The organism is Marinobacter flavimaris (assembly GCF_002933295.1).
In the GTDB taxonomy this organism is placed as follows: domain Bacteria; phylum Pseudomonadota; class Gammaproteobacteria; order Pseudomonadales; family Oleiphilaceae; genus Marinobacter; species Marinobacter flavimaris.
The window spans coordinates 183,217-207,026 of sequence record NZ_PSSW01000001.1 but is presented as its reverse complement, the minus strand read 5'-3'; the positions used below and the strand labels follow the sequence as shown (position 1 = coordinate 207,026).

The following is a 23,810-nucleotide window of genomic DNA, read 5'->3' as shown; positions in this document are numbered from 1 at the left end:
GGCAGTGACACCTCAGCGCCCCCGGAGAAACAGCTTGTCCAGCTCAGACATGGTCACCAGGGTCCATGTCGGCCGGCCATGGTTGCACTGGCCACTGCGCTCGGTCGCCTCCATGTCCCTGAGCAGCGAATTCATCTCCGGAATGGTCAACTGCCGGTTGGCACGCACTGAACCATGGCATGCCATGGTGCCGAGCAGCTCATGCGTCACCGCCTCGACACGATCACTCTGACCGTGCTCAATGAGATCCGCCAGAACGTCACGCACCAGCTGTTCTGTGTCAGCACCCCGCAGAAGCGCGGGCACCTGCCGCACAGCGAGGGTTTCCGGACCAATCCGCTCAATCTGGAGACCAAGCTTCTGCAGTTCTTCACCGTGACTCTCGGTCAGGGCGGCTTCTTTCTGGCTGACCGCCAGCGACAGCGGCACCAGCAACGGCTGGCTTTTAAGGTCCTGCTCGGCAAGCGCCCGCTTCATTCGCTCATAGGTAATGCGCTCGTGGGCCGCGTGCATGTCCACAACAATGAGCCCCGCACGACCCTGGGCAAGAATATAGATCCCGTGCAGCTGGGCGATGGCATATCCGAGCGGCGGCTCCTGGTCACTGTCTGCAGGCGGTGTTGGCATTGGTGTGGCGGCGCGATCGCTTACGGGCATAGCCTGCTGTCCGTCGCTTCCGCCACCGGCATTCAGGGACTGATAAAACGCCATCTGATCGCTGGCGCGCCACTCCTGTTGGGGCTGCGACTGTCCGCCAAAGCCGGCGCCTGAGCTGCCGGGGTAACCATAGCTGGATACCGATGGCTGGCCGTTCCAGCCCGCCTCTGCAGAGGCATCGGTGGCCGGAACAGCTTCCTGACCCTGGGTGACTGCTTCGCGACCAAAGGACTGCGCCACCGCGCCGCGGAAATGATCGTCCGGCCGGACATCGGCCAGCGCCTTGTGCAGGGTTCTGAAGATGAAATCGTGAACCAGCCGACCATCCCGGAACCGGACCTCGTGCTTGGTCGGGTGGACGTTTACATCGACGGTGGCGGGGTCGACTTCCAGATACAATACAAACGCCGGGTGCCGGTTATTGTAGAGTACATCCCGATAGGCCTGGCGCACGGCATGAGCTACCAGGCGGTCACGAATAACGCGGCCGTTGACGAAGAAATACTGAAGATCGGCCTGGCTGCGCGAAAATGTGGGAAGAGCGACCCAACCCCAGAGGCGCAGGCCGGTGGCCTCCGCATCAATAACCACCGCGTTATCGATAAACTGCTGGCCGCACAGGGATCCAATCCGACGCTCGCGATCGAGGGCCGATTCCGCTGGCCTGAGGCTTTGAACGACACGCTGGTTATGACGCAACGTGAAGCCGGCATCGAAACGGCTCAGCGCTTGGCGCCGCACACATTCTTCGACGTGATTGAATTCTGTCTTTTCAGTACGCAGGAATTTGCGGCGAGCCGGGGTGTTAAAAAACAGGTCGCGCACTTCAACGGTCGTTCCGACAGGATGCGCTGCCGGCGAAATTCTCGCGTCCATTTCCCGGCCCTCGACCTCGACCCGAGAGGCCGCTTCCTGCGACTCGGTCCTTGAGGTCAGGGTAAGACGAGAGACAGAGCTGATACTGGCAAGCGCTTCTCCCCGGAAACCCAGGGACGCCACGGCTTCCAGATCGTCCAGACTGGCAATCTTGCTGGTCGCATGGCGGCTTAGCGCCAGGGGAAGATCGTCTTCCTCAATACCACTGCCGTCATCCCGAACTCGAATCAGCTTGACGCCGCCCTGCTCCACCTCAACATCGACGCGGTTGGCGCCGGCATCCAGGGCATTTTCAACCAGTTCTTTGACGACAGACGCGGGGCGCTCAACCACCTCACCCGCGGCAATCTGGTTCGCGAGCCGCGGTGACAGCAATCGAATGGGGGGCATGTTACAGAAAAACCTCTTGATCAGGACGCGGGAATACGAATGGTTTGCCCTACCATAACACGGTCGTCCCGAAGGTCGTTAAACTGCATCAGCTCACTGACGGTCGTCTGATTTTTCCGGGCCACGCCGGATAGCGTGTCTCCACGCTGTATCCGGTAGTGGCTGATGCTGTTTCCACCCTGGCGATTCTGTTTTTGCCACGCCAACAGGGTTCCAGGCGGGGGCGTTTTCTGGAAGTAGTCATCTATGCCTTTCATGATGGCGCCGGCCAGCTTGTTGCGATACCACTCAGTGGCCAGGTTTTTCTCTTCCTGGGGATTCGATATGAAGCCTGCTTCCACGAGGATGGAGGGAATATCCGGTGATTTCAGAACCGCAAAAGCGGCCTGCTCAACGCCAGGCTTGTGCAACTTCGCCACGCCGCCCAATTTGCCCAGGACCGAACTGCCAACCCCCAGACTGGCGTTGATACTGGCCGTCATGGAGAGGTCCAGCAGAACACCGGCAAGCATGTCGTCACGGCCATCGAGGGACAGCCCGCCGGCACCGCCGATCAGATCCGACCGGTTCTCACTATTGGCCAGCCAACGGGCGGTTTCACTGGTGGCGCCGCGTTGGGAAAGGGCGAAGACCGAGGCACCTTTGGGTTGTGGTGTACGGAAGGCGTCGGCATGAACCGAGACGAACAGGTCAGCGTTGTATTTCCTGGCCAGAATCGTGCGATTGCGAAGGCCAATGTAGTAGTCCCCGGTTCTGGTCAGCTTGGCGGTATAACCCGGCCGATTATTGATGAGGTTGGCCAGGGTTTTCGCCATTTTCAGAACCACGTCCTTTTCACGGGTTCCCCGCGGACCAATAGCACCCGGATCTTCCCCGCCGTGCCCGGCATCAATGACCACAATAACGTCCCGCTTCCCGGATGAATCCTGGGTCACGGTGGGCGTTGTCGCCTTCTCCAGCCGGCTACCGCTTTCATCAATCAGGTCGACAACCAGTCTGTGGCCGTACTGCTGATTCGGCTCGAGCTGAAAACTCCGCGGTTTGATGTCAGCCTTGAGATCCAGAACGACGCGCAAATCGGTGCCGTTTCTGGGGGCACTGCGGATTCTCTTGATCGGACTGCCGGAAAGGTCCAGACCGGAAAAATCGGTCTTCAGGTTGGCATTCTTGAGATCGATCACCAGCCGCGCCGGGCCGCTCAGGGAGAAAATGTTGTGCTCCACCTGTCCGCCAGTGTCCAAAACCAGCCGGGTATGATCGGGCGCGGGCCAGATACGGGCACTCTCGACCTGTGTCGCCGCCGAACCGTGAAACGCCAATGTCACAAGCAATAGCGCAATCGGCCAGACCAGTTGTTTACTCAGCTTTGCACAATTCATAAAGCTTACCTGCCAGTTTATTCCCGGTTCCGGACTCACTATGACGCCGGACCAATCAACTCCAGTTCGTTCAGCACCCCGGCGCCCAGCTCTGAGCGGGCTCTGAGGACTACAGAGCGCCCCTCTCCCCGGGTTTCGAGATGAACCTCCAGGTCCGGCTCGGGCAATATGCCCTTGCCTCTCTCGGGCCACTCGATCAGGCACAGGTTTTCGGCGGAAAAATAATCGCGGATGCCCATGTATTCCAGTTCTTCGGCGTCGCCCAGGCGATAAAGATCAAAATGGTATGTCGGTGGATTCAGAGTCTCGTAGGGCTCTACCAGGGTATAGGTCGGGCTCTTTACGGCCCCCTCATGACCCAATCCGCGCATGACGCCCCGACTGATGGTGGTTTTACCCATGCCAAGCTCACCATCCAGATAAACAACCAGGCCATGGCCAGACTCCACGACGGTCCTGGCCAGCTCCCGACCGAGATGCTCGGTTTCGGCCTCGTTCTCCAGAAAAACCCGACGCTCGTTACCCATTATGCTCATAACGATTCAGCCCCCGGACTCCTTTCAGATTCCCGAAACACCAACGGCAGCGCATCGATGACATCGGTCGGTATCAGCCCGATAAACCCCGTGGTTCTCGCAGCACGGTCAGCCGCAGCAAGGTGCACGGATGCGCCCAGCACGGCCGCTTTCTGTCCGTCGCCAATCTGAGCCAGAACAGCCGCAACAATACCTGAGAGCACATCTCCCATTCCGCCAGTCGCCATTCCGGGATTGCTGCCACTGATGATATCCAGGCCGCCGTCCTCAGACGCGACAACGGTGCCGGCGCCTTTCAAAAGCACCGTGCCGCCGTACAGCGCCTGCAGCTTTCTGGCGGCGGCCATCCTGTCTGCCTCAACCTCGGGTACCAGGCAATTCAGCAACCTGGCCGCCTCGCCCGGATGAGGAGTCAGGATGTGATTATCCGCCGGGATGGCTACCCGACCAGACAAAAGGTTCAGCGCATCCGCATCCAGCACCCGCGGCTTGCCGCTGGCAACCACCTGCTCGAGCATCTGCTGGCCCCAGGCGCTTCGCCCGATACCCGGGCCACACACGACAACCGAGGCAGCATCAAGCAACGTCGGCAACTCCGAGCCATGGATCAGGCCATGAACCATGACGGATGGACATCTTGCCAGAGCCGCTGTCACATGCTCGGGGCGGGTCGCCAACGACACGAGCCCGGCACCCGATCGCGCCGCAGCCTCTGCCGCCAGCAGACCGGCCCCACCGAATCCGCGATCACCCGCAACCACCAGCACATGCCCGAATCTTCCCTTGTGAGCGTTGGCAGGCCGGGGTGGTAGCCAGGGCATCACAGAACCCCAGTCACGACGGCGGGCGATGGGCTTCTGACCGCTACCGGCGATACCCTCGTCGGTATCCAGAGATTCGAAAACCACCTCGCCGCACGCTGCTGCACCTTGCCCCGTGAACAAGCCAGCCTTGAGCCCGATAAAGGTCACTGTCCTGGCCGCGTTTACCACATCCCCCTCGGCCGCTCCCGTGGTCGCATTAAGCCCGGAGGGCAGATCCACCGCAAGGACTGGCGCTGAAGCGCTATTACATCGGCCTATCAGAGTCGCAAACGGTTCCCGGGGGGCACCGGACACGCCAGTACCGAGCATGGCATCAACAATCAGGCCCGCGCTGGCAAACAGATCGTCCAGCGATGACTCGCCGAGAGCCTCGAGGTCAAGAACATCTACACCGTCCGCCAGGGCCTTTTGCCAGGCTTTACGGGCGTCGCCGGACAATTTGCCGGTTGGCGCAACCGCGACACAGCTGAAGTCCAGACCGTGCCTTTTCGCACTTGCCGCGACCAGGTAACCGTCACCACCGTTGTTACCCGCACCGCACAGGACCAGCACCGAGCCGCAGTTTGGCCAGTGCCGTACCAGGCAGCGAAAAGCGGCGTGGGCGGCGGACTGCATCAGCTCAAAACCATCAACACCTTGCTGATCAATCACATAGCGATCGATCTGCCTCACCGCATCGGCGGAAAACAGTGCGTCTGGTAGACTGTGCCCAGCGGACGGCGGCATGAACCTTTGCTCCCGTTACAGAAACCGGTTTAAGAAAATTGGCCAGATACCTGTAAAGCATAGCAAAACAGTAGAAAAGGTCATAACTTAATCAGATTAAATATCCGTACACGGGTTCAGCACCGAATTCCAGCATCGGCAGTCACTATGAGCACCACAGCAACCTGTACCACGACACACCCGGAACTTGCGGATCTGCCGTCGCTCATCCGCCAGTGGGCAGCTGAATTCGGGTTTGCCGAAGTGGGCATTACCAACGCGAACACGGGCGAGCACGCCGACCATCTGAAGGACTGGCTTGCGGCAGGTTACCAGGGCGAAATGGATTACATGGCCCACCACGGTGACAAGCGCTATACCCCTGCCTCTCTGGTGCCGGGCACCACGCGGGTTATATCCGTGAGAATGGACTATTTGCCCTCACCAGACAGTCCGAAAGAAGCGCTTACTAACCGGGAGGGTGCTTATGTCACGCGTTATGCGCTGGGTCGGGATTACCATAAACTGATCCGTAAGCGTCTTGCACAGCTGGCAGCGAAGATTGATGAGGCCGTTAGCGGATACGATTACCGGGCTTTTGTAGACAGCGCTCCGGTGCTGGAACGCGCACTGGCGCAGAGAGCAGGCCTCGGCTGGATCGGCAAGAACAATATGCTGATTCACCCGAAGGCCGGCTCGTTCTTTTTCCTCGGGGAAATCTTCACCAGCGCCCCCCTGCCCATCGATGAACCCTTTGAAACGGATCATTGCGGCAGCTGTTCGGCCTGCCTCGACCTGTGCCCGACGGACGCCTTTGTTGGCTCGCACAAGCTTGATGCCCGACGTTGCATCAGCTATCTCACCATCGAGCTGAAAGGGAGTATCCCAGAGGAGCTGCGACCGCTAATGGGCAACCGGGTTTTCGGTTGCGATGACTGCCAGCTGGTGTGTCCATGGCAGAAGTTCAGCAAACCGACCAGCGAAAAGGACTTTCAACCGAGGCATGGGCTGGACAACAGCTCCCTGGCAGAGCTTTTTCTCTGGACCGAGGAGCAGTTCCTCAAACGCACCGAGGGCTCTGCGATTCGGCGCACAGGCTACGAGGGCTGGCTCCGCAACCTGGCGGTCGGGCTGGGCAATGCGCCGTCAACCATTCCGGTAATTGAGGCCCTGAAAAAACGCGCGGACCACCCTTCCGAGATGGTCCGCGAGCACGTCCAGTGGGCTCTGAAGCGGCATGGCCTATAGCTTGAAGAACTGTTCCCGGTAATGACGCAGTTCGTTGATGGAGTCCCGGATGTCGTCGAGTGCAAGGTGACTACCTTTCTTTTTTACGCCGGCGAGGACATCCGGGCGCCAGCGGCGAGCAAGTTCTTTCACTGTGGATACGTCGAGATTCCGGTAATGGAAGAAGTCTTCCAGTTCGGGCATGTATTTGACGAGGAACCGGCGATCCTGGCCAATGCTATTGCCGCACAGGGGTGACTGGCCCTTTTCTACGTGTTTTTTCAGGAATTCGATGGTCTGCTGTTCGGCTTGAGACTCGGAGATATCGCTTTCCTGAACGCGTTTGGTGAGTCCGCTTTCACCATGGGTACGGGTGCACCATTCGTCCATGGAGTCCAGAAAGGATTGTGGCTGATGGACGGCAATAACCGGTCCTTCCGCGACAATATTGAGTTCCGAATCGGTGATGATTGTGGCCATTTCGATGATCCGTTCTTTTTCCGGATCCAGGCCTGTCATTTCCAGATCGATCCATACGAGGCGATTGCTTTCTGCCATTTTGTTACCAGCCTTCTGAGTGCGGTGGTAGTGGTGCTGGGTCCGGCTTTCCGGAAACCGCTACGAGCACATCCATGTGCGCTTGGCGTCGGCCATCCATGGCCGCCGACATTTCCGGAAAGCCGGACCCAGCCCCACTGCGAAATCAGGTGATATACCCTCGACGTCTCGGCATTGCCCAAGCCGAGTAGCTACGATTGCAGTATGATGGCACATCAAAGGCGAAACTTTCATCTGGTTATCCGGGACATAAATGGCAAAACGGCGACTGAATAAACAGCAACAATTCCGTATCAAGAAAGTCCAGGAAGAGCGTGCGGCCCGGGCGGCGCGCAAGGAGAAGAAGGTTCAGGAGCAGGCCGACGCCGGCGAGCTCGGGCCAGAGCAGGAAGGGTTGGTCATCGCTCACTATGGGCAACAGCTGGATGTCGAAGCGCTTGAAGGCGACCAGGAAGGCGATGTGGTTCGCTGCTTTGTTCGGGCCAACATTGATAGCCTGGTAACTGGCGACAAGGTTGTCTGGCGGCCGGGTAAGAATGAGACGGGGGTTATCGTTGCCCGCAGTGAGCGCCGCAATCTGCTGCAGCGGCCGGATAATTTTGGTGCCCTGAAGCCGGTGGCCGCAAACATTGATCATATTATTCTTGTGATTGCGCCGGAGCCGGACCCTCACGATAACCTGATTGACCGGTATCTCGTTGCATCCGAGATCACAGACATTCCGGCAGTGATTCTGTTGAACAAGACCGATCTGATCACCGACAGCAACCGGGAGTACATCGACGCGCTTCTGGGCCGGTATGAGGCCCTGGGCTATGAGGTGGTTCGAACGTCTGCGGCTGAGTCCGGTGATAAACCTTCGCCAGAGGTTGAGGCACTGGTGAAGGATCAGACCAGTGTGTTTGTGGGGCAATCCGGGGTGGGCAAGTCATCCATTATCCAGACACTGATGCCCGATGAGGCCATTCGCGTGGGGGCTGTGTCGGAGAGCACCGGCAAGGGGATTCACACGACAACCACGGCTAAGCTGTTCCACCTGCCGCTAGGAGGCGATCTGATTGACTCGCCGGGGATCCGTGAGTTCGGGCTCTGGCATATGACAGCGCAGGAGATCGAGTATGGCTTTCGGGAAATTCGGGAGGTGATCGGCACCTGCAAGTTCCGCAACTGCCGGCACATGGGTGACCCCGGTTGCGCCATCGACAGAGCTGCAGAGGAAGGGAAAATCAGCCCGGAGCGGCTGAAAAGCTTCCACCGGATTCTTCAGGATATGACGGAGCAGCAGGCCCGCGGGCTGAAGCTGGACTGACGGACCCGAACGGCCTTACCAGTTGAGCTCGCCAGGGGCCGGCTCTTCTTTTTCCTGCAACCATTCCCCGCTTTCCAGACGCTCACGGGCCGCCTCCCGCTCCGCCTCGGTCGGCTGGGTCAGATCAATCAGGGGCTCATCTGACTGGCCGGCAGTGCTCTGAATATTATCGACGGTCTTCTTGTTCAGAACGATAATGGAGATGCGACGATTCACCGGCGCGTTCGGGTCTTCCTTGTCAAACAGTACGGAGTCGCTCAGGCCAACCACGCGGGCAATCTGCTGCTGACGAACACCCCCTGCAACCAGGGCTCTTCGGGCGGTATTTGCCCGGTCTGCCGATAACTCCCAGTTCGTGTAACCCGGTCGGCCGCTGAATGGCGTGGAGTCGGTGTGCCCGGTAATACTAAGCTTGTTGTTCACTGAGCCCAGAGTTTTCGCAAGCTCAAACAGAATATCCTGAGAGTAGTACTTCAGCTCTGCTCGGCCGCTGTCGAACATGGGGCGACCGGAGCGATCGACGATCTGGATGCGCAAGCCCTCGTCGGTTATATCGATCAGCAACTGATCCTTGAACTCCTGCAACGTCGCATCCTGCTTGATTTGCTCCTTCAGCTCCTGAAACAACTCCTGCATACGTCGCTGTTCAAGAGTTTCAGAGAGCTCATCCACCACTTCGTCTTCAATCTGGATCTGGCTCGATTCGATATCCGGACTCGCCTCGTTGACGACCGAGGCACTGCCCTCAAGATCCACAGGGTTTGGAGAACCACCCTCGGTGAAGCCAACGGGATCCCGAAAGTAACCCTCAACCGCTTTTTTTTGCTCCGGCGATGCCGTAGCGGTTAACCAGAGAACCAGAAAGAAAGCCATCATGGCGGTGGCGAAATCGGCAAACGCGACCTTCCAGGAGCCACCGTGATGGCCACCTGCAACAACCTTTTTCCGTTTGATGATGATCGGCTGTTCTTCCACGAATCGGCTCCGGGTTCAGATGAGGGCGGTATTACTTGGAACGAACGTGATCATTAAGCTCCTGGAACCCAGGGCGCTTATCCGTGGGCAACGCCTTGCGGCCAAACTCAATGGCCATTTGCGGCGCTTGCCCGGAAACCGTCGCCACAATCGCTGATTTGACGCACTCGTAAGCCTTCAATTCGTACTTCGCAGCGTGCTCCATGGCGATAGACGCAGGACCCACAAAACCATACCCCATGAAAATACCCAGAAAGGTACCCACCAGTGCTGCAGCCACACTGAGACCAATCTTTTCCGGGCCTTCAGTGAGAAAGTTCATGGTAATTACGATACCCAGCACCGCAGCTACAATACCAAGCCCCGGCAGCGCATCGGCGATTTTGTTGACCGCGTGAGCAGGCTCCTCAAGCTCGTGCTGACGACTGTCGATCTCATTCTCCATCATGCCTTCCAGCTCGTGGGTCGCCATATTTCCGGAGCTGATGATGCGAAGATAGTCCGTGATGAACGCGAGCAGTTCCTTGGACTTCATGACGGCTGGATATCGACTGAAAATCTGGCTTGCCTCGGGATTATCGATGTCCTCCTCGATCGCCATGACGCCTTGTTTACGGGATTTATCGAAGATCTCGTAAAGCAGACTCAGCAGATCCATGTAGAAAGCCTTTTTGTAGGGTGAGCCTGTCAGTAACTGGACTCCCTTACCAAAGACCTCTTTGAGCGTATGGACGGGGTTAGCAATGATGAACGAGCCCAGAGCTGCCCCGAAAATGATTAACACTTCGGTTGGCTGCCAGAGCACCATCAGATTGCCGCCGTGGAGAACATAGCCAGTCAGTACGCTGGCCAGAACAATAATCGAACCGACGATCAGTAACATAGAATCTACGCACGCCTTATTTTATTGGTTATCGGCCGGAGCCGGAAGCTGTCACGCAAAAGGTGACACGATAATAGCAAGGCCGCGTCATAACCGCGAAGCCGTGAAACAATTTCTATACAGGTAGCAGTCTTTGGTAAACTTCGCGCCTTTGAGCGCAAAGGATCACATCTAATGTTCGACAAGCTTTTTGTTCTTAGCCAGTACATAACGCCGCAACTGGGGGTATCCAACCTCGCCGGCCGCCTGGCGGACAATGACCGCTCCCCTGCGCTCAAGAACCGGGTTATAAAATGGTTTATCGGCCGCTATGGCGTTGACATGAGCGAAGCCGCCGAGCCTAACCCTGAAGCTTACGCCACGTTCAACGATTTCTTCACCCGGGAGCTGAAGCCTGGCATCCGCCCCCTGGCGGACGGCGAAAAAACCCTGGTCAGCCCCGTTGACGGCGCCATCAGCCAGCTCGGCCAGGTCACCGGAGACCGGGTTTTCCAGGCAAAGGGCCAGTCGTTCAGCCTGAGCGAGCTGCTCGGTGGCGAAGAGGCGACCACAGCCCCGTTTGCCGATGGCGAATTTTCTACAATCTACCTCTCGCCCAAGGACTATCACCGGATCCACATGCCGATGGCCGGCACGCTTCGACAGATGATCCATGTTCCCGGCAAGCTTTTTTCGGTCAACCCGGTAACCGCCGAAAATGTCCCGAATCTGTTCGCCCGCAATGAGCGGGTTGTCTGCATCTTCGACACCGCTTCCGGCCCCATGGCCCTGGTACTGGTTGGCGCCATGATTGTCGGCAGCGTGGAAACCCGCTGGGCAGGCGTTGTTGTGCCCGGCAGTCGGCAGGTCACATCAACACTGTACGAAGGCGAGCAGGCCATCAGCTTCGATAAGGGTGAAGAAATGGGCCGGTTCCGCCTGGGCTCCACTGTGATTATGGTTATGCCAAAAGGCTCCGTCAGTTGGAACAGCGATCAGGTGGCCGGCAAAACCGTTCGCATGGGCGAAGCATTCGGCGCCCTGGCGTGATCACGTTCGGCAGGCTCAAGCCCGCTCGAACGGAAACGCCAAGACCTCACGGATGTCCTGGACTCCCAGCTTGAGCATCAGCAACCTGTCCAGCCCGAGTGCGACACCGGAGCACTCGGGCAAGCCCTGATCAAGCGCAGCGAGAAAAGCCTCATCCAGCCCCATTTCAGGCTTTCCGGATCGCCTGCGCAGCTCGTTATCAGCCTCAAAGCGCAGCCTCTGTTCTCCTGGATCGGTCAATTCCCAGTAACCGTTACAGAGCTCCAGACCATCAACATAGAGTTCAAAACGATGCGCGGTCTCATAGCCGTCAGACTTCGAAACTCTGGCCAGTGAAGCCTGCGAGGCCGGATATCCCGTTATAAATACGGGCCTGCCCCGTCCCAGATTCGGCTCCACGGCAAAACTCATCAGCAGATCGAGGCAGCCATCTCGACCAAGGTCAGCCAATTGCTCTGGCTCCAGCCACTCCTCACAGCGGCGCATCAGTTCACGGACCGTCGCTGCGAACGGGTCAATGTGCGCCCATCGCCTGAGTGCATCGCGATACTGAATGATTTCCGGCCGCTCGCAGCCCAGCCAGTCGCAGACAAGGTCCGACACTTCAGCCATGAGCGTCACATCATCAAAGCCTGTCCGATACCATTCGAGCATGGAGAATTCGGGGTTGTGACGACGCCCCTGTTCGCCGTTGCGGAACACCCTGGAGATCTGAAAAATGGATCCACAGCCGGCCGCAAGCAAGCGCTTCATGTGGTACTCGGGAGACGTCTGGAGCCACCCGCCTGTGCGTGTGCCGGCAGAAACCTGCGCGGGGATGCCGTCAAGATTGACATCAGTAACGCCACATCGCCCAAGCACCGGGGTTTCGACCTCCAGCACTTCTCGCTTCGCAAAAAAGCCGCGCACAAACGCCAGTTGTTGTGCGCGGCTTTTCAGGGCAGCCTGCGAGGCAGAGGGCTGCCAGACAGGTTCGCGGTTCATGACCGGATCAACTGCTCTTTACCCGGCTCACGTACTCGCCAGAGCGGGTATCAACTTTCAGGACTTCGCCGATGGTGATGAAGAGGGGTACGTTAACAACCGCACCGGTGGAAAGTGTTGCCGGCTTGGAACCACCCTGGGCGGTGTCACCCTTCATGCCCGGATCGGTATCAACCACCTCAAGTTCAACGAAGTTGGGGGGCGTTACGGACAGCGGCGAGCCGTTGTAGAGCGTTACCGTGTAAACGTCCTGCTCTTTCAGCCACTTCAGCGCATCGCCAACCGCTTTGGCGTCAGCCGGGTACTGCTCGAAGGAACCGTCAGTCAGCATGAAGTGCCAGAATTCACCGTCGGTATAGAGGTATTCCATATCCTGATCAATGACATCCGCAGCTTCAAGACTTTCGCCGGACTTGAACGTGCGCTCCCAGACCCGGTTGGTCATGAGGTTGCGCAGCTTGACGCGGTTGAAGGCCTGCCCCTTACCGGGCTTTACAAACTCGTTCTCGAGAATGATGCAGGGGTCGCCATCCAGCAAAACCTTAAGACCGCCGCGAAATTCGTTGGTAGAATATGAAGCCATGAAATGTCCACCTGACAAAATGCTGTTTAGAATTCGAAGGGCGTTATGATACAGCGAACCCCCGCCCGTATAGAAGCCCACCTTTCCGACCACGAACAACGCAGCTGGCAGCAACTGCTGTCGGGCGCTGTTACGTCGCCGAAGGAGCTGCTCCGCCGCCTGGAGTTGCCCGAGGAACCGTGGCTTGCAGGGGCAGAACAAGGCCACAGGCTTTTTCAGATCCGGGTACCTGAACCCTTCCTCAACCGGATGGAGAAGGGCAATCCGGCCGACCCTTTGCTAAGACAGGTCCTTCCGCTGGCCGACGAAGCCGGCCACGCGCCCGGTTTTGTCAGCGATCCTCTCCAAGAATCCGGCGCCATTGCCACCACCGGGCTTATCCGCAAGTACCGCAGCCGGGCCCTGCTCATGGTGACCGGACAGTGCGCGATCAATTGCCGGTACTGCTTCCGCAGGCACTTTCCCTACGACGAGCAACGCCTGAGCCCTCACGACCGGCAGCGGGTAATTGATGTCCTTGGCGCCAGCCCGGAAATCAACGAAGTCATCTTCAGCGGCGGCGATCCCCTGGCCGTCAATGATCGCCTGCTCAGTCAGTGGGCAAGCGCTATCAGCGGCATACCCCACATCCGCCGGCTGCGCCTGCATACCCGCTTGCCAGTTGTGATTCCCCAGAGGGTTTGCGACGAGTTACTGAAGTGGCTGTCGACGACTCCGCTCCAGGTAGTGATTGTCCTGCACATCAACCACCCTGCAGAGATCGACGGCTCCACTCGCCGTGCGCTCGGATACCTCCGGGCCGCAGGCGCAACGCTCCTGAACCAGAGCGTGATCCTCAGGGGTGTAAATGATCGAACGGCGGTGCTTGAAGAGTTGAGCGAGACCCTGTTTGATGCGGGCGTCCAGCCCTATTACCTGCACGCATTTGATCCGGTGACAGGCGCTCACCATTTCGACGTATCCGATGATGAGGCCCGAAATCTGGTGCGTGAGCTGCTGGAGCGCCTGCCCGGTTTTCTGGTGCCGAAGCTGGTGAGAGAAGAGCCTGGCAAGGAAAGCAAGACCCCGATCAACCTGTTCCCGTGACCGGTTTCGCAAAAAACGGCCCAAATTCACTTGTCAAAGATTGTCAACTCATGATCTTCTCGCTTTTTACGACTGGTTTGCTACTTTAAAGTCCAGTACCGTTAACGATAAAAACATGTATTTACGGCGTTTTCCTGACAGGCCGGCGGACAACCGGTAACCGCCAGCCAGGCAGGGCCAACCCCGGAATACCACCTGTGGTCCAGACATTGGCATGCATTCATGGAAGGTAAGACCCTGAAACCTGATCTCCGCGTTCCCGAACAGAAAACGGCCAGCCTGTCGTTCTGTGACACGACGCCCAAGGCGTTCCGGGTCTGGATAGACCAATTGCCGATGGCCAATATCGGCGAGGTGTCACGACAGCTTTACCACGCCATTATCGAACTGAATCACCTTTTCCTGGCGCCCCAGCAGCGCATGCAGTTCCTGGAATTGATTCGGGAAAAGATTCATTTTGTCTGTAATGAGCTCTCCCGCCACTACCTCGGTCTTGCCGTGGCGCTGCCCGAAAAACAAAGGAAGATCGCCAATCTGTCCCAGGCGCTCCAATTACATCTGGCCGGCGGCTACAAGCTGTGCGTTCTGGAGTTTATCGACAACGGGGGACTGGACAAGAATCGGCGCCAGATTGCCACAGCCGCACACCGGGCCATTTCCGAGCTGTCGGCAACTATTCTGAGATCGCACCAGCTCTACTGCCCGAGCCCCGCCCAGAGCTGGCTGGAGTGCCACCGTCTATTCCGGTTTGCACACCGCAACAAGCTCTCAGTAGTACAGGTGGAGGACGACACACTTCAGCATCGCCGCACCAGCTCGGTCGCCGACAGCTACAAGCGTATCCTCCTGCTCGGCTGTGCGCGCCCGAATCAGCTGCGACAGGCTGAGCTTCTGCACGTCTATGAACTCTTCGAATCCTGGACGGACCATACCCGTTGCGGACCGGATGTTGAGGACGACAGCCTGTTTGTAATCAACATGGAACGGGACAACCCGCCGGTTTACCGCAGCCTTCTCGAACAGAAACCAGGTGACGACAGCTTCGGCTTTGATACCCGGGATCTCTCGGCGATGCTGTCGGAGACGCTCCATGCCCGTCGCGAGCACAAAGATACCGATCACGAACTTCAGGTGCCGGCAAAGGTAAGCGACACCCTGCTCACCCACCTCAGCCAGGCCCTCGGCATTCTCGCGAAGCGGAACTTCAACCGTATCGCGAGCCAGGGGTCCCTTGAAGTCTGCGTGGGCCTCACAGCCGCGCACTACTTCATTGCCGGTGAGAAAACCTTTACGGAATTCGTGAATGGCAACGACAACGGTCATCATGAAGAAGAAAACCTGTTCGTAAGATCGTCGCGCCAGAAGCAGGACGCCTGGTCAGGCGCCCACGACGCCAGTCCCAGCGACGAGCGGCTTCACGCCGGCGACACGCCGATCAACTTCAAGGGTTCCTACGGCAACTCCCAGGCCCCGTCGACCGACCGGAACCGGCCAAAGTCACACCACTCTTTCCTGATCAACACCAGCCCCGGTGGCTACTGCGTTGCATGGGAAAGCAATGTGCCTCCGTCATTGCAGGCCGGCGAGGTTCTGGGCGTTCGTGAGCAAAGCTCACATCCCTGGAGCGTGGCGGTGGTGCGCTGGATTCGACAGATCAAGAACCAGGGCACCCAGGTGGGCATTGAGCTGCTCGCACCGAGCGCTTCACCCTGCGGTGTGCGCCTGATCCAGAAAGTGGGCAACAGCAGTGAATACCTGCGCGGCCTGCTGTTACCGGAAATCAGCGTGGTCAACCAGTCAGCCACACTGATCACGCCTCGCCTGCCATTCCAGTCGGGGAGCCGCATCTCCCTGCTCCATGATGGCCGGGAAGATCAGGGTCAGTTGTCTCGCAAGGTGTCCTCCACTGGCAGCATCAGCCAGTTCGAACTCAAGCTGCAGAACGCGGCAACGCTGAATGCTGGCGCACCGCCTGCATCCTCCGGAGCCAGCGAGGACGAATTCGACTCGCTCTGGCCATCTCTATAAGGTCTCCAAACTGAGACACCGGAAGCCCGCAGAGGGTTGTTATTGATCGGCAACCCCTGCATCATTCAGCGTTAGTGAATGAACCGTGTATCACGAGATGCCCTTCGAATGCAGAAAAAGAACGCGACCGTACACCTGCTGATTCTGGATCCATCGCAAAACGATGCCGAATCGCTGGTCAGCCTGCTCCGCAACTCCGGCAAGGCTACCCGAGCCCACAGAATCACCTCGGAAGAAGATCTGGAAGAAACACTCAAGGCCGGAAACTGGGATTTGCTTCTGGCCCGCGACCTGGAGCAGGAATTTTCGGCCGACGACGCCCTCGCCATGATCCGCCGGATGGACAAGGACATTCCGTTCATTCTCCTGACGGAACAAGAAAGCCGGGAGCGCACAGTAGGCATGATGAAGGCAGGCGCCCAGGATACGGTGTCGTTCGAGCACACCGATCTTATTGTGCTGAAGGTCAATCGTGAGCTGGCAGCTCTTGACGAACGTCGCCGGCGCCGTGTTCTGGAGTCCCATCTGCGGGAAGCGGAACAGCGGTGCCAGTTGCTGCTGGAAAGCTCCAAGGATGCGATTGCCTACATCAATGATGGCATGCACATCTACGCCAACCAGTCGTACATGGAGTTTCTCGGGTACGATGACATCGACGATCTAATCTGCGTTCCGGTGCTGGACACCCTCACCCCGGAAAGTCAGGAGAAGTACAAGGAATTCATGAAGTCGTTTGCCGAAAAGGGCGAAGACGGCATGACCATGAATTGCACGGCTCGACGCAGCGACGACCACGAACTGAACGTGACCATGTCGGTCTCGGCCGCTACCTACGACGGTGAGGAATGCACGCAGATCGTTCTGCAGCCAGAGCACAGCGATGCAGAGCTGGAAGAAAAGCTGCGCCAGATCAGCAGCCAGGACCTTCTGACCGGGCTGTACAATCGTCAGTACCTGATGGATGCACTCGCTGAAGCAATTGCCAACGCCGGCAAGAAGAATGAAACCGGTGCACTCGCCTACATCGCCCTCGATAACTTCATGAGCATGAAGGGCCAGGTGGGCATTTCCGGCGCCGACCTGCTGCTTGGTGACCTGGCAAACCTGCTCAAGGAGCAGGCCGGTGACGACCTTGCCCTGGCCCGATTGAGCGACGATGCCTTCAGTCTGCTGAGCCAGCCCTGCGATGAATCTACCATGGCAGGACACGCCGAGCGCATCCGCAAGGCGGTTGAGGACCATCTGTTTGATATCAATGGCCGCACGGTCCAGCTGACCGTGAGCATCGGTGTCGCCGCGATTACCGAGAATTCGCCGAAGGCCGAGGAACTCATGGCCAGGGCGCATACGGCATCGGCGGAAGTGCGCAAGCTAGAGGGTCATGCCGAGGGCAACGGTGTGGTGGTCTACAACCCTGCCGACTTCGAAACTCTGGATCAAAGCAATTCAGTGGAGGCGATTCAGAAGGCTCTGGAGGAAAACCGCTTCCGGCTGCTGTTCCAGCCAATCATCAACCTGCGTGGCGAAGGCGAGGAACATTACGAGGCCTTCGTTCGAATGCTCGACAAGGACGATGAAGAAGTCTCTCCCTATGACTTCCTGCCGCCAACAGGTCCGAGCGACACCGCGATCAAGATTGACCGCTGGGTTATTCTGCAGACCATCAAACAGCTGTCCAGCCATCGCTCACGGGGCCACGATACCCGCCTGTTCCTCAATGTGACGGCCGAAACCCTGCAGGATAAAACCTTCACTCCCTGGCTGAGCGTTGCCCTGAAAGCCGCACGGCTGCCGGGCGATTCCCTGATCTTCCAGATCCGGGAAGGCGATGCCAACAATTACATGAAGCAGGCGAAAGACTTCACCAAGGCGGTTCACGAGCTTCACTGCAAGGTATCCATCTCCCAGTTCGGCTGCGCCCTCAATCCCTTCAACACCCTGAAACACATCGATACGGACTATGTGAAGATTGATGGCTCCTTCACGGAAGAAATCCAGAAGAGCGACGAGGCCAAAGAACAGGTCAAGGAAATGGTCAAGAGCCTGCAGTCCAGCGGCAAGCTCACCATCATCCCGCTGGTAGAGAATGCCGGCGTTCTCGCCACCCTGTGGCAGGCTGGCGTGAACTATATTCAGGGCTACTACCTGCAGGCACCAGTACCTGAAATGAACTACGACTTCGGCGACAACTGAGCCTGAACGGCTCAGAAGTCGGCGTTTTCCAGACTCTGATTGGTTTCGCTCTCACGGAAACCAATCAGATACAGGATCGCATCCAGCCCCAGCGTCGAAATCGCGTGGCGCGCTGATTCCTTGACCAGGGGCTTGGCGCGGAAAGCCACACCCAGGCCTGCCTGGCTCAGCATCGGAAGGTCGTTGGCGCCATCACCGACAGCAATAACCTGTTCCCGGGAAATATGCTCTTTCTCGGCGATTTCCAAAAGCAGTTCCGCCTTTCGCTTGCCGTCGACAATCTGCCCGGAAACCTTGCCTGTGACCTTGCCACCCTCAATCTCGAGTTCATTGGCGTAGATGTAATCGATACCGAGTTTGCGCTGAAGGTGGCGCGCAAAGTAGGTGAAGCCGCCCGACAGGATTGCAGTGCGATATCCCAGCGCCTTGAGACTGAGGATCAGATGCTCTGCACCCTCAGTCATCCGCAACCGCGAGGCGATTCCCTCGAGGACCGATTCATCCAGGCCTTTCAGAAGTGCCAGGCGCTCGGCAAAACTCTGGCTGAAATCCAGCTCGCCCTGCATGGCCCTTTCGGTAATCTCTGCCACCTGCTCCCCGACTCCGGCCTCCGCAGCCAGCTCGTCGATCACTTCGGCTTCGATCAACGTGGAATCCATGTCAAAGACCACCAGCCGGCGATTGCGGCGGAAGATGGAATCTTCCTGGAAGGCGATATCCACATTCATTTCGCCAGCGATATGCAGGAAATCCGCCCGAAGTTTCTCAAGATCTGATGGTGTGCCTCTTACCGAGAACTCGACACAGGCGATACGATTGTCTGCGGCATTCAGCGAGGGCCTGGCAGACAGGCGTGAGATGTTATCGATGTTCAGACCATGACGCGCCGTGATGGCGGAAACCCGGGCAATCTGCTCGGCTTTGATATCCCGGGCAAGCAGCGTCACGATGTAGCAGGCCCGGTTCCGGGCCGCGGCCCAGGATTGGTACTCCTCGACGGTGATCGGCGCAAACCTGACCTGCAGATCCAGAGCGTGTAGCCGGAACAGCAAGTCACGAATGACGGGCGAGGATTTGGATTCATCCGGAATCTCGATCAGAATGCCCCACGTCAGGTGGTCGTGGATGACCGCCTGTCCGATATCCAGAATGCGCACATCATAGCGCCCCATGATGCCGGTGATTTCCGACGTCAGGCCGGGCTTGTCACGCCCGGAGACATTAATCAGTACCAGTTCACTCACTGTCGGTACCCTCGCTGTCAGAGCCCGCCTCTTCCTGCGCTCGTGCGGCGGAAGGAATCACGTCAATGCCATCAACCCGTTGCAGACCCCTTGGCAGCTTGTGGCCGCGGCGCCCCCGCTCTCCGAGGTAGTGCTCGAGGTCCGCGAACTGCAACCCCATCTTGCGCTTGCCGGCCCGTATTTCCAGCTGGTCATCCTCGGCAAATACTGCTACTGCCACCACATATTCTTCACGGCTCTGAACCCTGGCCGAGGGAATGCTGATGATCTTGTTGCCTTTACCCTTGGCCAGTTCCGGCAATTCGCTAAGCGGGAACACCAGCATCCGTCCCTCGTTGGACACCGCCCCCAGATACAGCGTTTTCTCGGTCGTCGGTATGGTCAGTGGAGGCATGATCCTCGCGCCCTTGGGAACACTGACTACTGCCTTGCCATTGCGGTTCTTGCTGATCATGTCGTTCAGCGATGTAACAAACCCGTAGCCACCGTCGGTAACCAGCAACGCCTTACGGGACGGATCTCCCATCAACAGGCCTGAGAAGCTGGCACCGGAGGGCGGGTTGATGCGCCCCGTCAGCGGCTCACCCTGGCCTCTGGCAGATGGAAAACTGTGAGCCATCAAGGAATAGGCGCGCCCGGTAGAATCCAGGAATATCGCCTGTTGGTTGTTCCGTCCCCGGGCCGCGAGGGAGAAACGGTCACCGGCTTTATAACTCAGACCTTCCGGCTCAATGTCATGCCCCTTGGCGGCGCGAACCCAGCCTTTTTCAGACAGCACAACCGTAACGGGGTCGTTCGAGATCAGGTCCACTTCACTGAATGCCTTGGCATCCTCACGCTCGACTATCGGTGAGCGGCGATCATCGCCAAAGGTCTGGGCATCCGCTTGCATCTCGCTCTTGATCAGTTCGCGCAGGCGATCCTCGGAACCCAGAATGGATTGGAGCTCATCCCGTTCAGCCGCAAGCTCATCCTGCTCGCCCCGGATTTTCATTTCCTCAAGCTTGGCCAGGTGGCGCAACTTGAGTTCGAGGATGGCTTCCGCCTGGTCCGGGGACAGACCGAACCTGGCCATCAATTCGGCCTTGGGCTTGTCTTCAGTGCGAATGATCTCGATCACCTCATCGATGTTGAGATAGGCGATCAACAGGCCTTCCAGAATGTGCAGGCGTGCAAGCACCTTGTCCAGGCGGTGCTGGAGACGGCGGATGACAGTGGTGCGCCGGAAGGTCAGCCACTCGGTAAGGATCTGGTGCAATCCCTTCACGCCCGGTCTGCCATCGTTGCCGATCACATTGATGTTGACCCGATAGGTTTTCTCCAGATCGGTGCTGGCAAACAGGTGCGCCATCAAACCATCCAGATCAACCCGGTTGGATCGGGGCACGATCACCAGGCGGGTCGGGTTTTCATGATCGGATTCGTCACGAAGGTCCGCCACCATCGGTAGCTTCTTGGTCTGCATCTGATGGGCAATCTGCTCCAGAACCCGGTTGCCAGAGACCTGGTGCGGCAGATCCGTAACCACGATCTCACCACTCTCGCGGATCCAGCGGGCCCGCATCCGCAGCGACCCGCGGCCGGTTTCGTACATCTGCCGGATGTCTTTCCGGGGGGTGATGATTTCTGCCTCAGTCGGAAAATCCGGGCCCTTGATGTGCTCGCAGAGTTCATCAACCGTCGACTCCGGCTGATCCAGCAAGCGTATGCAGGCTGCGGTGACTTCCCGAACGTTATGCGGCGGGATATCCGTGGCCATACCAACGGCGATACCGGTGGTGCCATTAAGCAGAACATGGGGCAACCGGGCCGGAAGCACTGACGGCTCATCCATGGTGCCATCAAAGTTGGGCACCCAGTCCACCGTTCCCTGCCCCAGCTCTCCCAGTAGAACTTCCGCAAACGGCGCCAGGCGAGATTCGGTATAGCGCATGGCAGCAAAGGACTTGGGATCGTCCGGAGAGCCCCAGTTACCCTGCCCGTCTACAAGAGGGTAGCGGTAGGAAAAAGGCTGAGCCATGAGCACCATGGCCTCATAACAGGCGCTGTCGCCATGGGGATGGAATTTACCCAGCACATCACCCACGGTACGAGCAGACTTCTTGTACTTCGAGGTAGATTTGAGCCCCAACTCGGACATGGCATAGACGATTCGCCGCTGAACCGGTTTCAGGCCATCGCCGACATTCGGAAGTGCCCGGTCGAGAATGACGTACATGGAATAATCGAGATAGGCCTTTTCCGTGTAATCCCGGAGCGAAACCCGCTCGAAGCCTTCATCCGTTGTCTGAAACTCTGGCATGGATGCCTCTTTGATTGCCTGTATTGCCTGATTTGAATACCGTCGGTGATGCTACGCCCTGGCCCCGGAATAATCACCGGTTAGCAGGAGCGCACATTATATGGAGCAAGGCGCCGATACACCAACAACCTGCGGATTTATTGGCCAAAACTGCCGGGGTGTCGCACAGACGTCTGATTCCAATAGCGGAATTCCCGCATGGAGAGTCCGTAAGGTGAGCCGTATGCTCCGTCGAAGTGAATAGAAGACCGTTTTACTTCTCTGACAAGCGGAACACTATGAAACCCAACATCAAAGCCTGCGGGCAAGCCATGGTGACAGCCATGGTAAATGCGGTTCTGGCGGTGGCACTGATGCTCCTCGTGGAGTTTGCAATCAGCGGCAGCTTCCAGATTCCCGAGCCCTACCTTTGGGCGGGTTTGCTGATCTGGCTGGTCATCTTCGCGGGACAATTCTGGCGCCAAAGGCACCTGTGCAAATCTTGTGAAACAGACAGGTCATCGTCAGATCATCCACAGAGCGAATCCACGCTCTGAACCAGCCAGAATGCGGCATTTGTATTCACGGACAATCATGATGCATCGTAGAGGGGAATCCTGAAGTGAGGTTCCGGGCCTGCGCCCGGAACCCCCTCTGACAGGGTCAGCCAGTTTTACTGCCGGATACCCTCGACAGAAATGATGATCTCGACGGTCTCGGAGGTCTTTCCGAGATCCATCGGGATGCCGAAGTCCTTGAGGCGAAGCTCGGTTTCAGCTTCAAAACCCATGCGATAGCCACCCCACGGGTCTTCCCCGTGGCCCAGCATTTCCGCGTCAAGGGTCACTTCTTTGGTCACACCACGGAGGGTCAGGTCGCCGATGATGTCGGCCTCGCCTTCTTCATCCAGAACAACGCGCTTGCTCTTGAAGGAAGCCTCAGGAAACTCGTCGACGTACAGGAAGTCTTCACTTCGTAGATGCTTGTCCCGCTCGGCGTGATTGGAATCCACGCTCGCGGTATCAATGGTGACGTTAACGGTGCTGTTTTCCGGGTTCTCGGCGTCGTACACGAATTCGCCGTCGAAGTCGTTGAATCGGCCGTAAAGCCAGCTGTAGCCAAGATGAGAAATCTTGAAGGTTATGAACTGATGGGCTCCCTTTTTATCAAACGCATAGGTGCCGCTGTGTTCGTTAGCATTGACTGCACCTACAAGCGCCATCGACACGGCCGAGGCAAGCAGAACTTTTTTCATGGTTATCTCCCTTGTTGCATTGGTGCCCGACTTCCGGGCGTTAAACGATAAAAAACGGCCGGCCAGTCACTTCCCTAGCATACGCCGTAACGTGCGGTCGCGATCAAGCAGATGATGTTTGAAGGCGCCAGCCGCGTGAATGGCAGCAAGACCGACAATGGCCCAGGTGGACCAATAGTGAACTGTTCCGGCGATGTCCTCCATTCCCTTTATCTGGCCAGTGACCGATGGCACTTCAAACCAGCCGAACACGCTGATCGAAGACCCGTCGGCGGTCGATATCAGGTAGCCGCTGACCATGGCGACGAAAATCAGCACGTATAGGAGAAGGTGGGCTGCATGGGCGCTTCGAATCTCCCAGCTCTTGTGCCCATCCAGCGGATCCGGCGAAACATTCACCGCTCTCCAGACCACCCGGAAAAGCATCAATAAAAACAGCAGTATGCCAACGCTGCGATGAATATCCGGACCGCGGCGATACCAGTCGTCGTAATAGGACAAATCCACCATCCAGAAGCCGAGCCCGAACAGGCCGAAAACAGCCAGAGCAACGACCCAGTGATTCACGATGGTTACAAGACCGTAGTCGGCTGAGGTATTCCTGATTTGCATGATGAAAATTCACCCTGTTCCCTGGTTACATCGTTGAAGCCAAGTCTAGAAACTTGGTTGTGTGAAAAAAATCAAAATCTTTTGCAGCGCTACATCAGAAATTCTGACCATTCGCCCGGGCGTTTGCCTTTGGTCGCATAGGGGTTTTACGGATTGTTCAAAATTATAGCAACGATAAACTTGACCCATACTTGAA

Annotated in this window: 20 protein-coding genes; 7 read left to right on the top strand and 13 right to left on the bottom strand. The window is 57.7% G+C overall.

Going from position 1 to position 23,810, the window contains the following annotated elements; translation table 11 throughout:
- Nucleotides 1–12: 12 nt before the first annotated feature.
- Genes mutL through MDHKLMBL_RS00950 form a run of 4 tightly spaced genes read right to left on the bottom strand, consistent with a single transcriptional unit; the run spans nucleotide 13 to nucleotide 5,388 of the window.
- Complete coding sequence (gene mutL / locus MDHKLMBL_RS00965) at nucleotides 13–1,923, bottom strand: DNA mismatch repair endonuclease MutL (RefSeq protein WP_104269909.1); 1,911 nt, start codon at nucleotides 1,921–1,923, stop codon at nucleotides 13–15.
- 20 nt (nucleotides 1,924–1,943) lie between these two features.
- Complete coding sequence (locus MDHKLMBL_RS00960; RefSeq protein WP_104269908.1) at nucleotides 1,944–3,302, bottom strand: N-acetylmuramoyl-L-alanine amidase; 1,359 nt, start codon at nucleotides 3,300–3,302, stop codon at nucleotides 1,944–1,946.
- 38 nt (nucleotides 3,303–3,340) lie between these two features.
- A complete protein-coding gene (gene tsaE / locus MDHKLMBL_RS00955; protein ID WP_041645383.1) occupies nucleotides 3,341–3,838 on the bottom strand; it encodes a tRNA (adenosine(37)-N6)-threonylcarbamoyltransferase complex ATPase subunit type 1 TsaE in 498 nt (165 codons plus the stop codon).
- The gene (locus MDHKLMBL_RS00950) at nucleotides 3,835–5,388 is read right to left on the bottom strand and encodes an NAD(P)H-hydrate dehydratase (RefSeq protein ID WP_104269907.1); all 1,554 of its coding nucleotides are present in this window, start codon (nucleotides 5,386–5,388) and stop codon (nucleotides 3,835–3,837) included. Before MDHKLMBL_RS00950 ends, tsaE begins: the two co-directional genes overlap by 4 nt.
- Nucleotides 5,389–5,535: 147 nt before the next feature.
- On the opposite strand from MDHKLMBL_RS00950, the gene queG reads away from it, so the two are divergent.
- Nucleotides 5,536–6,615, top strand: coding sequence for a tRNA epoxyqueuosine(34) reductase QueG (gene queG, locus MDHKLMBL_RS00945; RefSeq protein WP_104269906.1), 1,080 nt, complete (start codon nucleotides 5,536–5,538; stop codon nucleotides 6,613–6,615).
- Here queG and orn read toward each other — a convergent pair.
- Nucleotides 6,610–7,152 (bottom strand): oligoribonuclease, encoded by a 543-nt coding sequence (orn, locus tag MDHKLMBL_RS00940; RefSeq protein WP_008174128.1) that lies wholly within the window; start codon nucleotides 7,150–7,152, stop codon nucleotides 6,610–6,612. The two genes, queG and orn, sit on opposite strands and share 6 nt — an antisense overlap.
- 253 nt (nucleotides 7,153–7,405) lie before the next feature.
- On the opposite strand from orn, the gene rsgA reads away from it, so the two are divergent.
- On the top strand, nucleotides 7,406–8,461 hold the full coding sequence (rsgA, locus tag MDHKLMBL_RS00935) for a small ribosomal subunit biogenesis GTPase RsgA (protein ID WP_104269905.1): 1,056 nt from the start codon (nucleotides 7,406–7,408) through the stop codon (nucleotides 8,459–8,461).
- A gap of 15 nt (nucleotides 8,462–8,476) precedes the next feature.
- Here the strand turns inward: rsgA and motB are convergent, their stop codons facing one another.
- Together motB and motA are read right to left on the bottom strand one after the other, a co-directional pair.
- A complete protein-coding gene (gene motB / locus MDHKLMBL_RS00930; protein ID WP_104269904.1) occupies nucleotides 8,477–9,436 on the bottom strand; it encodes a flagellar motor protein MotB in 960 nt (319 codons plus the stop codon).
- A gap of 31 nt (nucleotides 9,437–9,467) precedes the next feature.
- Entirely contained in the window at nucleotides 9,468–10,319 is an 852-nt protein-coding gene (gene motA, locus MDHKLMBL_RS00925; protein ID WP_008174118.1) for a flagellar motor stator protein MotA, read from the bottom strand.
- Nucleotides 10,320–10,493: 174 nt separating this feature from the next.
- On the opposite strand from motA, the gene asd reads away from it, so the two are divergent.
- Nucleotides 10,494–11,348 carry an archaetidylserine decarboxylase gene (gene asd / locus MDHKLMBL_RS00920; protein WP_104269903.1) on the top strand — a complete coding sequence of 285 codons (855 nt, stop codon included), beginning with the start codon at nucleotides 10,494–10,496 and terminating at the stop codon, nucleotides 11,346–11,348.
- 15 nt (nucleotides 11,349–11,363) lie between these two features.
- Here the strand turns inward: asd and epmA are convergent, their stop codons facing one another.
- A complete protein-coding gene (epmA, locus tag MDHKLMBL_RS00915; protein WP_104269902.1) occupies nucleotides 11,364–12,332 on the bottom strand; it encodes an EF-P lysine aminoacylase EpmA in 969 nt (322 codons plus the stop codon).
- A gap of 7 nt (nucleotides 12,333–12,339) precedes the next feature.
- On the bottom strand, nucleotides 12,340–12,915 hold the full coding sequence (gene efp / locus MDHKLMBL_RS00910; RefSeq protein WP_041645387.1) for an elongation factor P: 576 nt from the start codon (nucleotides 12,913–12,915) through the stop codon (nucleotides 12,340–12,342).
- Nucleotides 12,916–12,960: 45 nt separating this feature from the next.
- Here efp and epmB point away from each other — a divergent pair, with 45 nt between their 5' ends.
- The 3 genes from epmB (at nucleotide 12,961) to MDHKLMBL_RS00895 (ending at nucleotide 18,222) form a co-directional block, all read left to right on the top strand.
- Entirely contained in the window at nucleotides 12,961–14,001 is a 1,041-nt protein-coding gene (gene epmB, locus MDHKLMBL_RS00905) for an EF-P beta-lysylation protein EpmB (RefSeq protein ID WP_104269901.1), read from the top strand.
- Between the two features lie 222 nt (nucleotides 14,002–14,223).
- Nucleotides 14,224–16,029 carry a cyclic-di-GMP receptor FimW-related protein gene (locus tag MDHKLMBL_RS00900; RefSeq protein WP_014577808.1) on the top strand — a complete coding sequence of 602 codons (1,806 nt, stop codon included), beginning with the start codon at nucleotides 14,224–14,226 and terminating at the stop codon, nucleotides 16,027–16,029.
- A 108-nt stretch (nucleotides 16,030–16,137) separates the two neighbouring features.
- Nucleotides 16,138–18,222 (top strand): EAL domain-containing response regulator, encoded by a 2,085-nt coding sequence (locus MDHKLMBL_RS00895; RefSeq protein WP_014577809.1) that lies wholly within the window; start codon nucleotides 16,138–16,140, stop codon nucleotides 18,220–18,222.
- A gap of 11 nt (nucleotides 18,223–18,233) precedes the next feature.
- On the opposite strand, the gene serB is transcribed toward MDHKLMBL_RS00895, so the two are convergent.
- Both serB and parC read right to left on the bottom strand, forming a co-directional pair.
- A complete protein-coding gene (gene serB / locus MDHKLMBL_RS00890; RefSeq protein ID WP_014577810.1) occupies nucleotides 18,234–19,466 on the bottom strand; it encodes a phosphoserine phosphatase SerB in 1,233 nt (410 codons plus the stop codon).
- Entirely contained in the window at nucleotides 19,459–21,768 is a 2,310-nt protein-coding gene (gene parC / locus MDHKLMBL_RS00885) for a DNA topoisomerase IV subunit A (protein WP_104269900.1), read from the bottom strand. The genes serB and parC overlap by 8 nt, the downstream gene beginning before the upstream one ends.
- A gap of 278 nt (nucleotides 21,769–22,046) precedes the next feature.
- Here parC and MDHKLMBL_RS00880 point away from each other — a divergent pair, with 278 nt between their 5' ends.
- A complete protein-coding gene (locus MDHKLMBL_RS00880) occupies nucleotides 22,047–22,304 on the top strand; it encodes a hypothetical protein (RefSeq protein WP_053112721.1) in 258 nt (85 codons plus the stop codon).
- A gap of 116 nt (nucleotides 22,305–22,420) precedes the next feature.
- Here MDHKLMBL_RS00880 and MDHKLMBL_RS00875 read toward each other — a convergent pair whose 3' ends face one another.
- On the bottom strand, nucleotides 22,421–23,002 hold the full coding sequence (locus MDHKLMBL_RS00875; protein WP_104269899.1) for a YceI family protein: 582 nt from the start codon (nucleotides 23,000–23,002) through the stop codon (nucleotides 22,421–22,423).
- 66 nt (nucleotides 23,003–23,068) lie between these two features.
- Nucleotides 23,069–23,614, bottom strand: coding sequence for a cytochrome b (locus tag MDHKLMBL_RS00870; protein ID WP_104269898.1), 546 nt, complete (start codon nucleotides 23,612–23,614; stop codon nucleotides 23,069–23,071).
- Nucleotides 23,615–23,810: the final 196 nt, after the last annotated feature.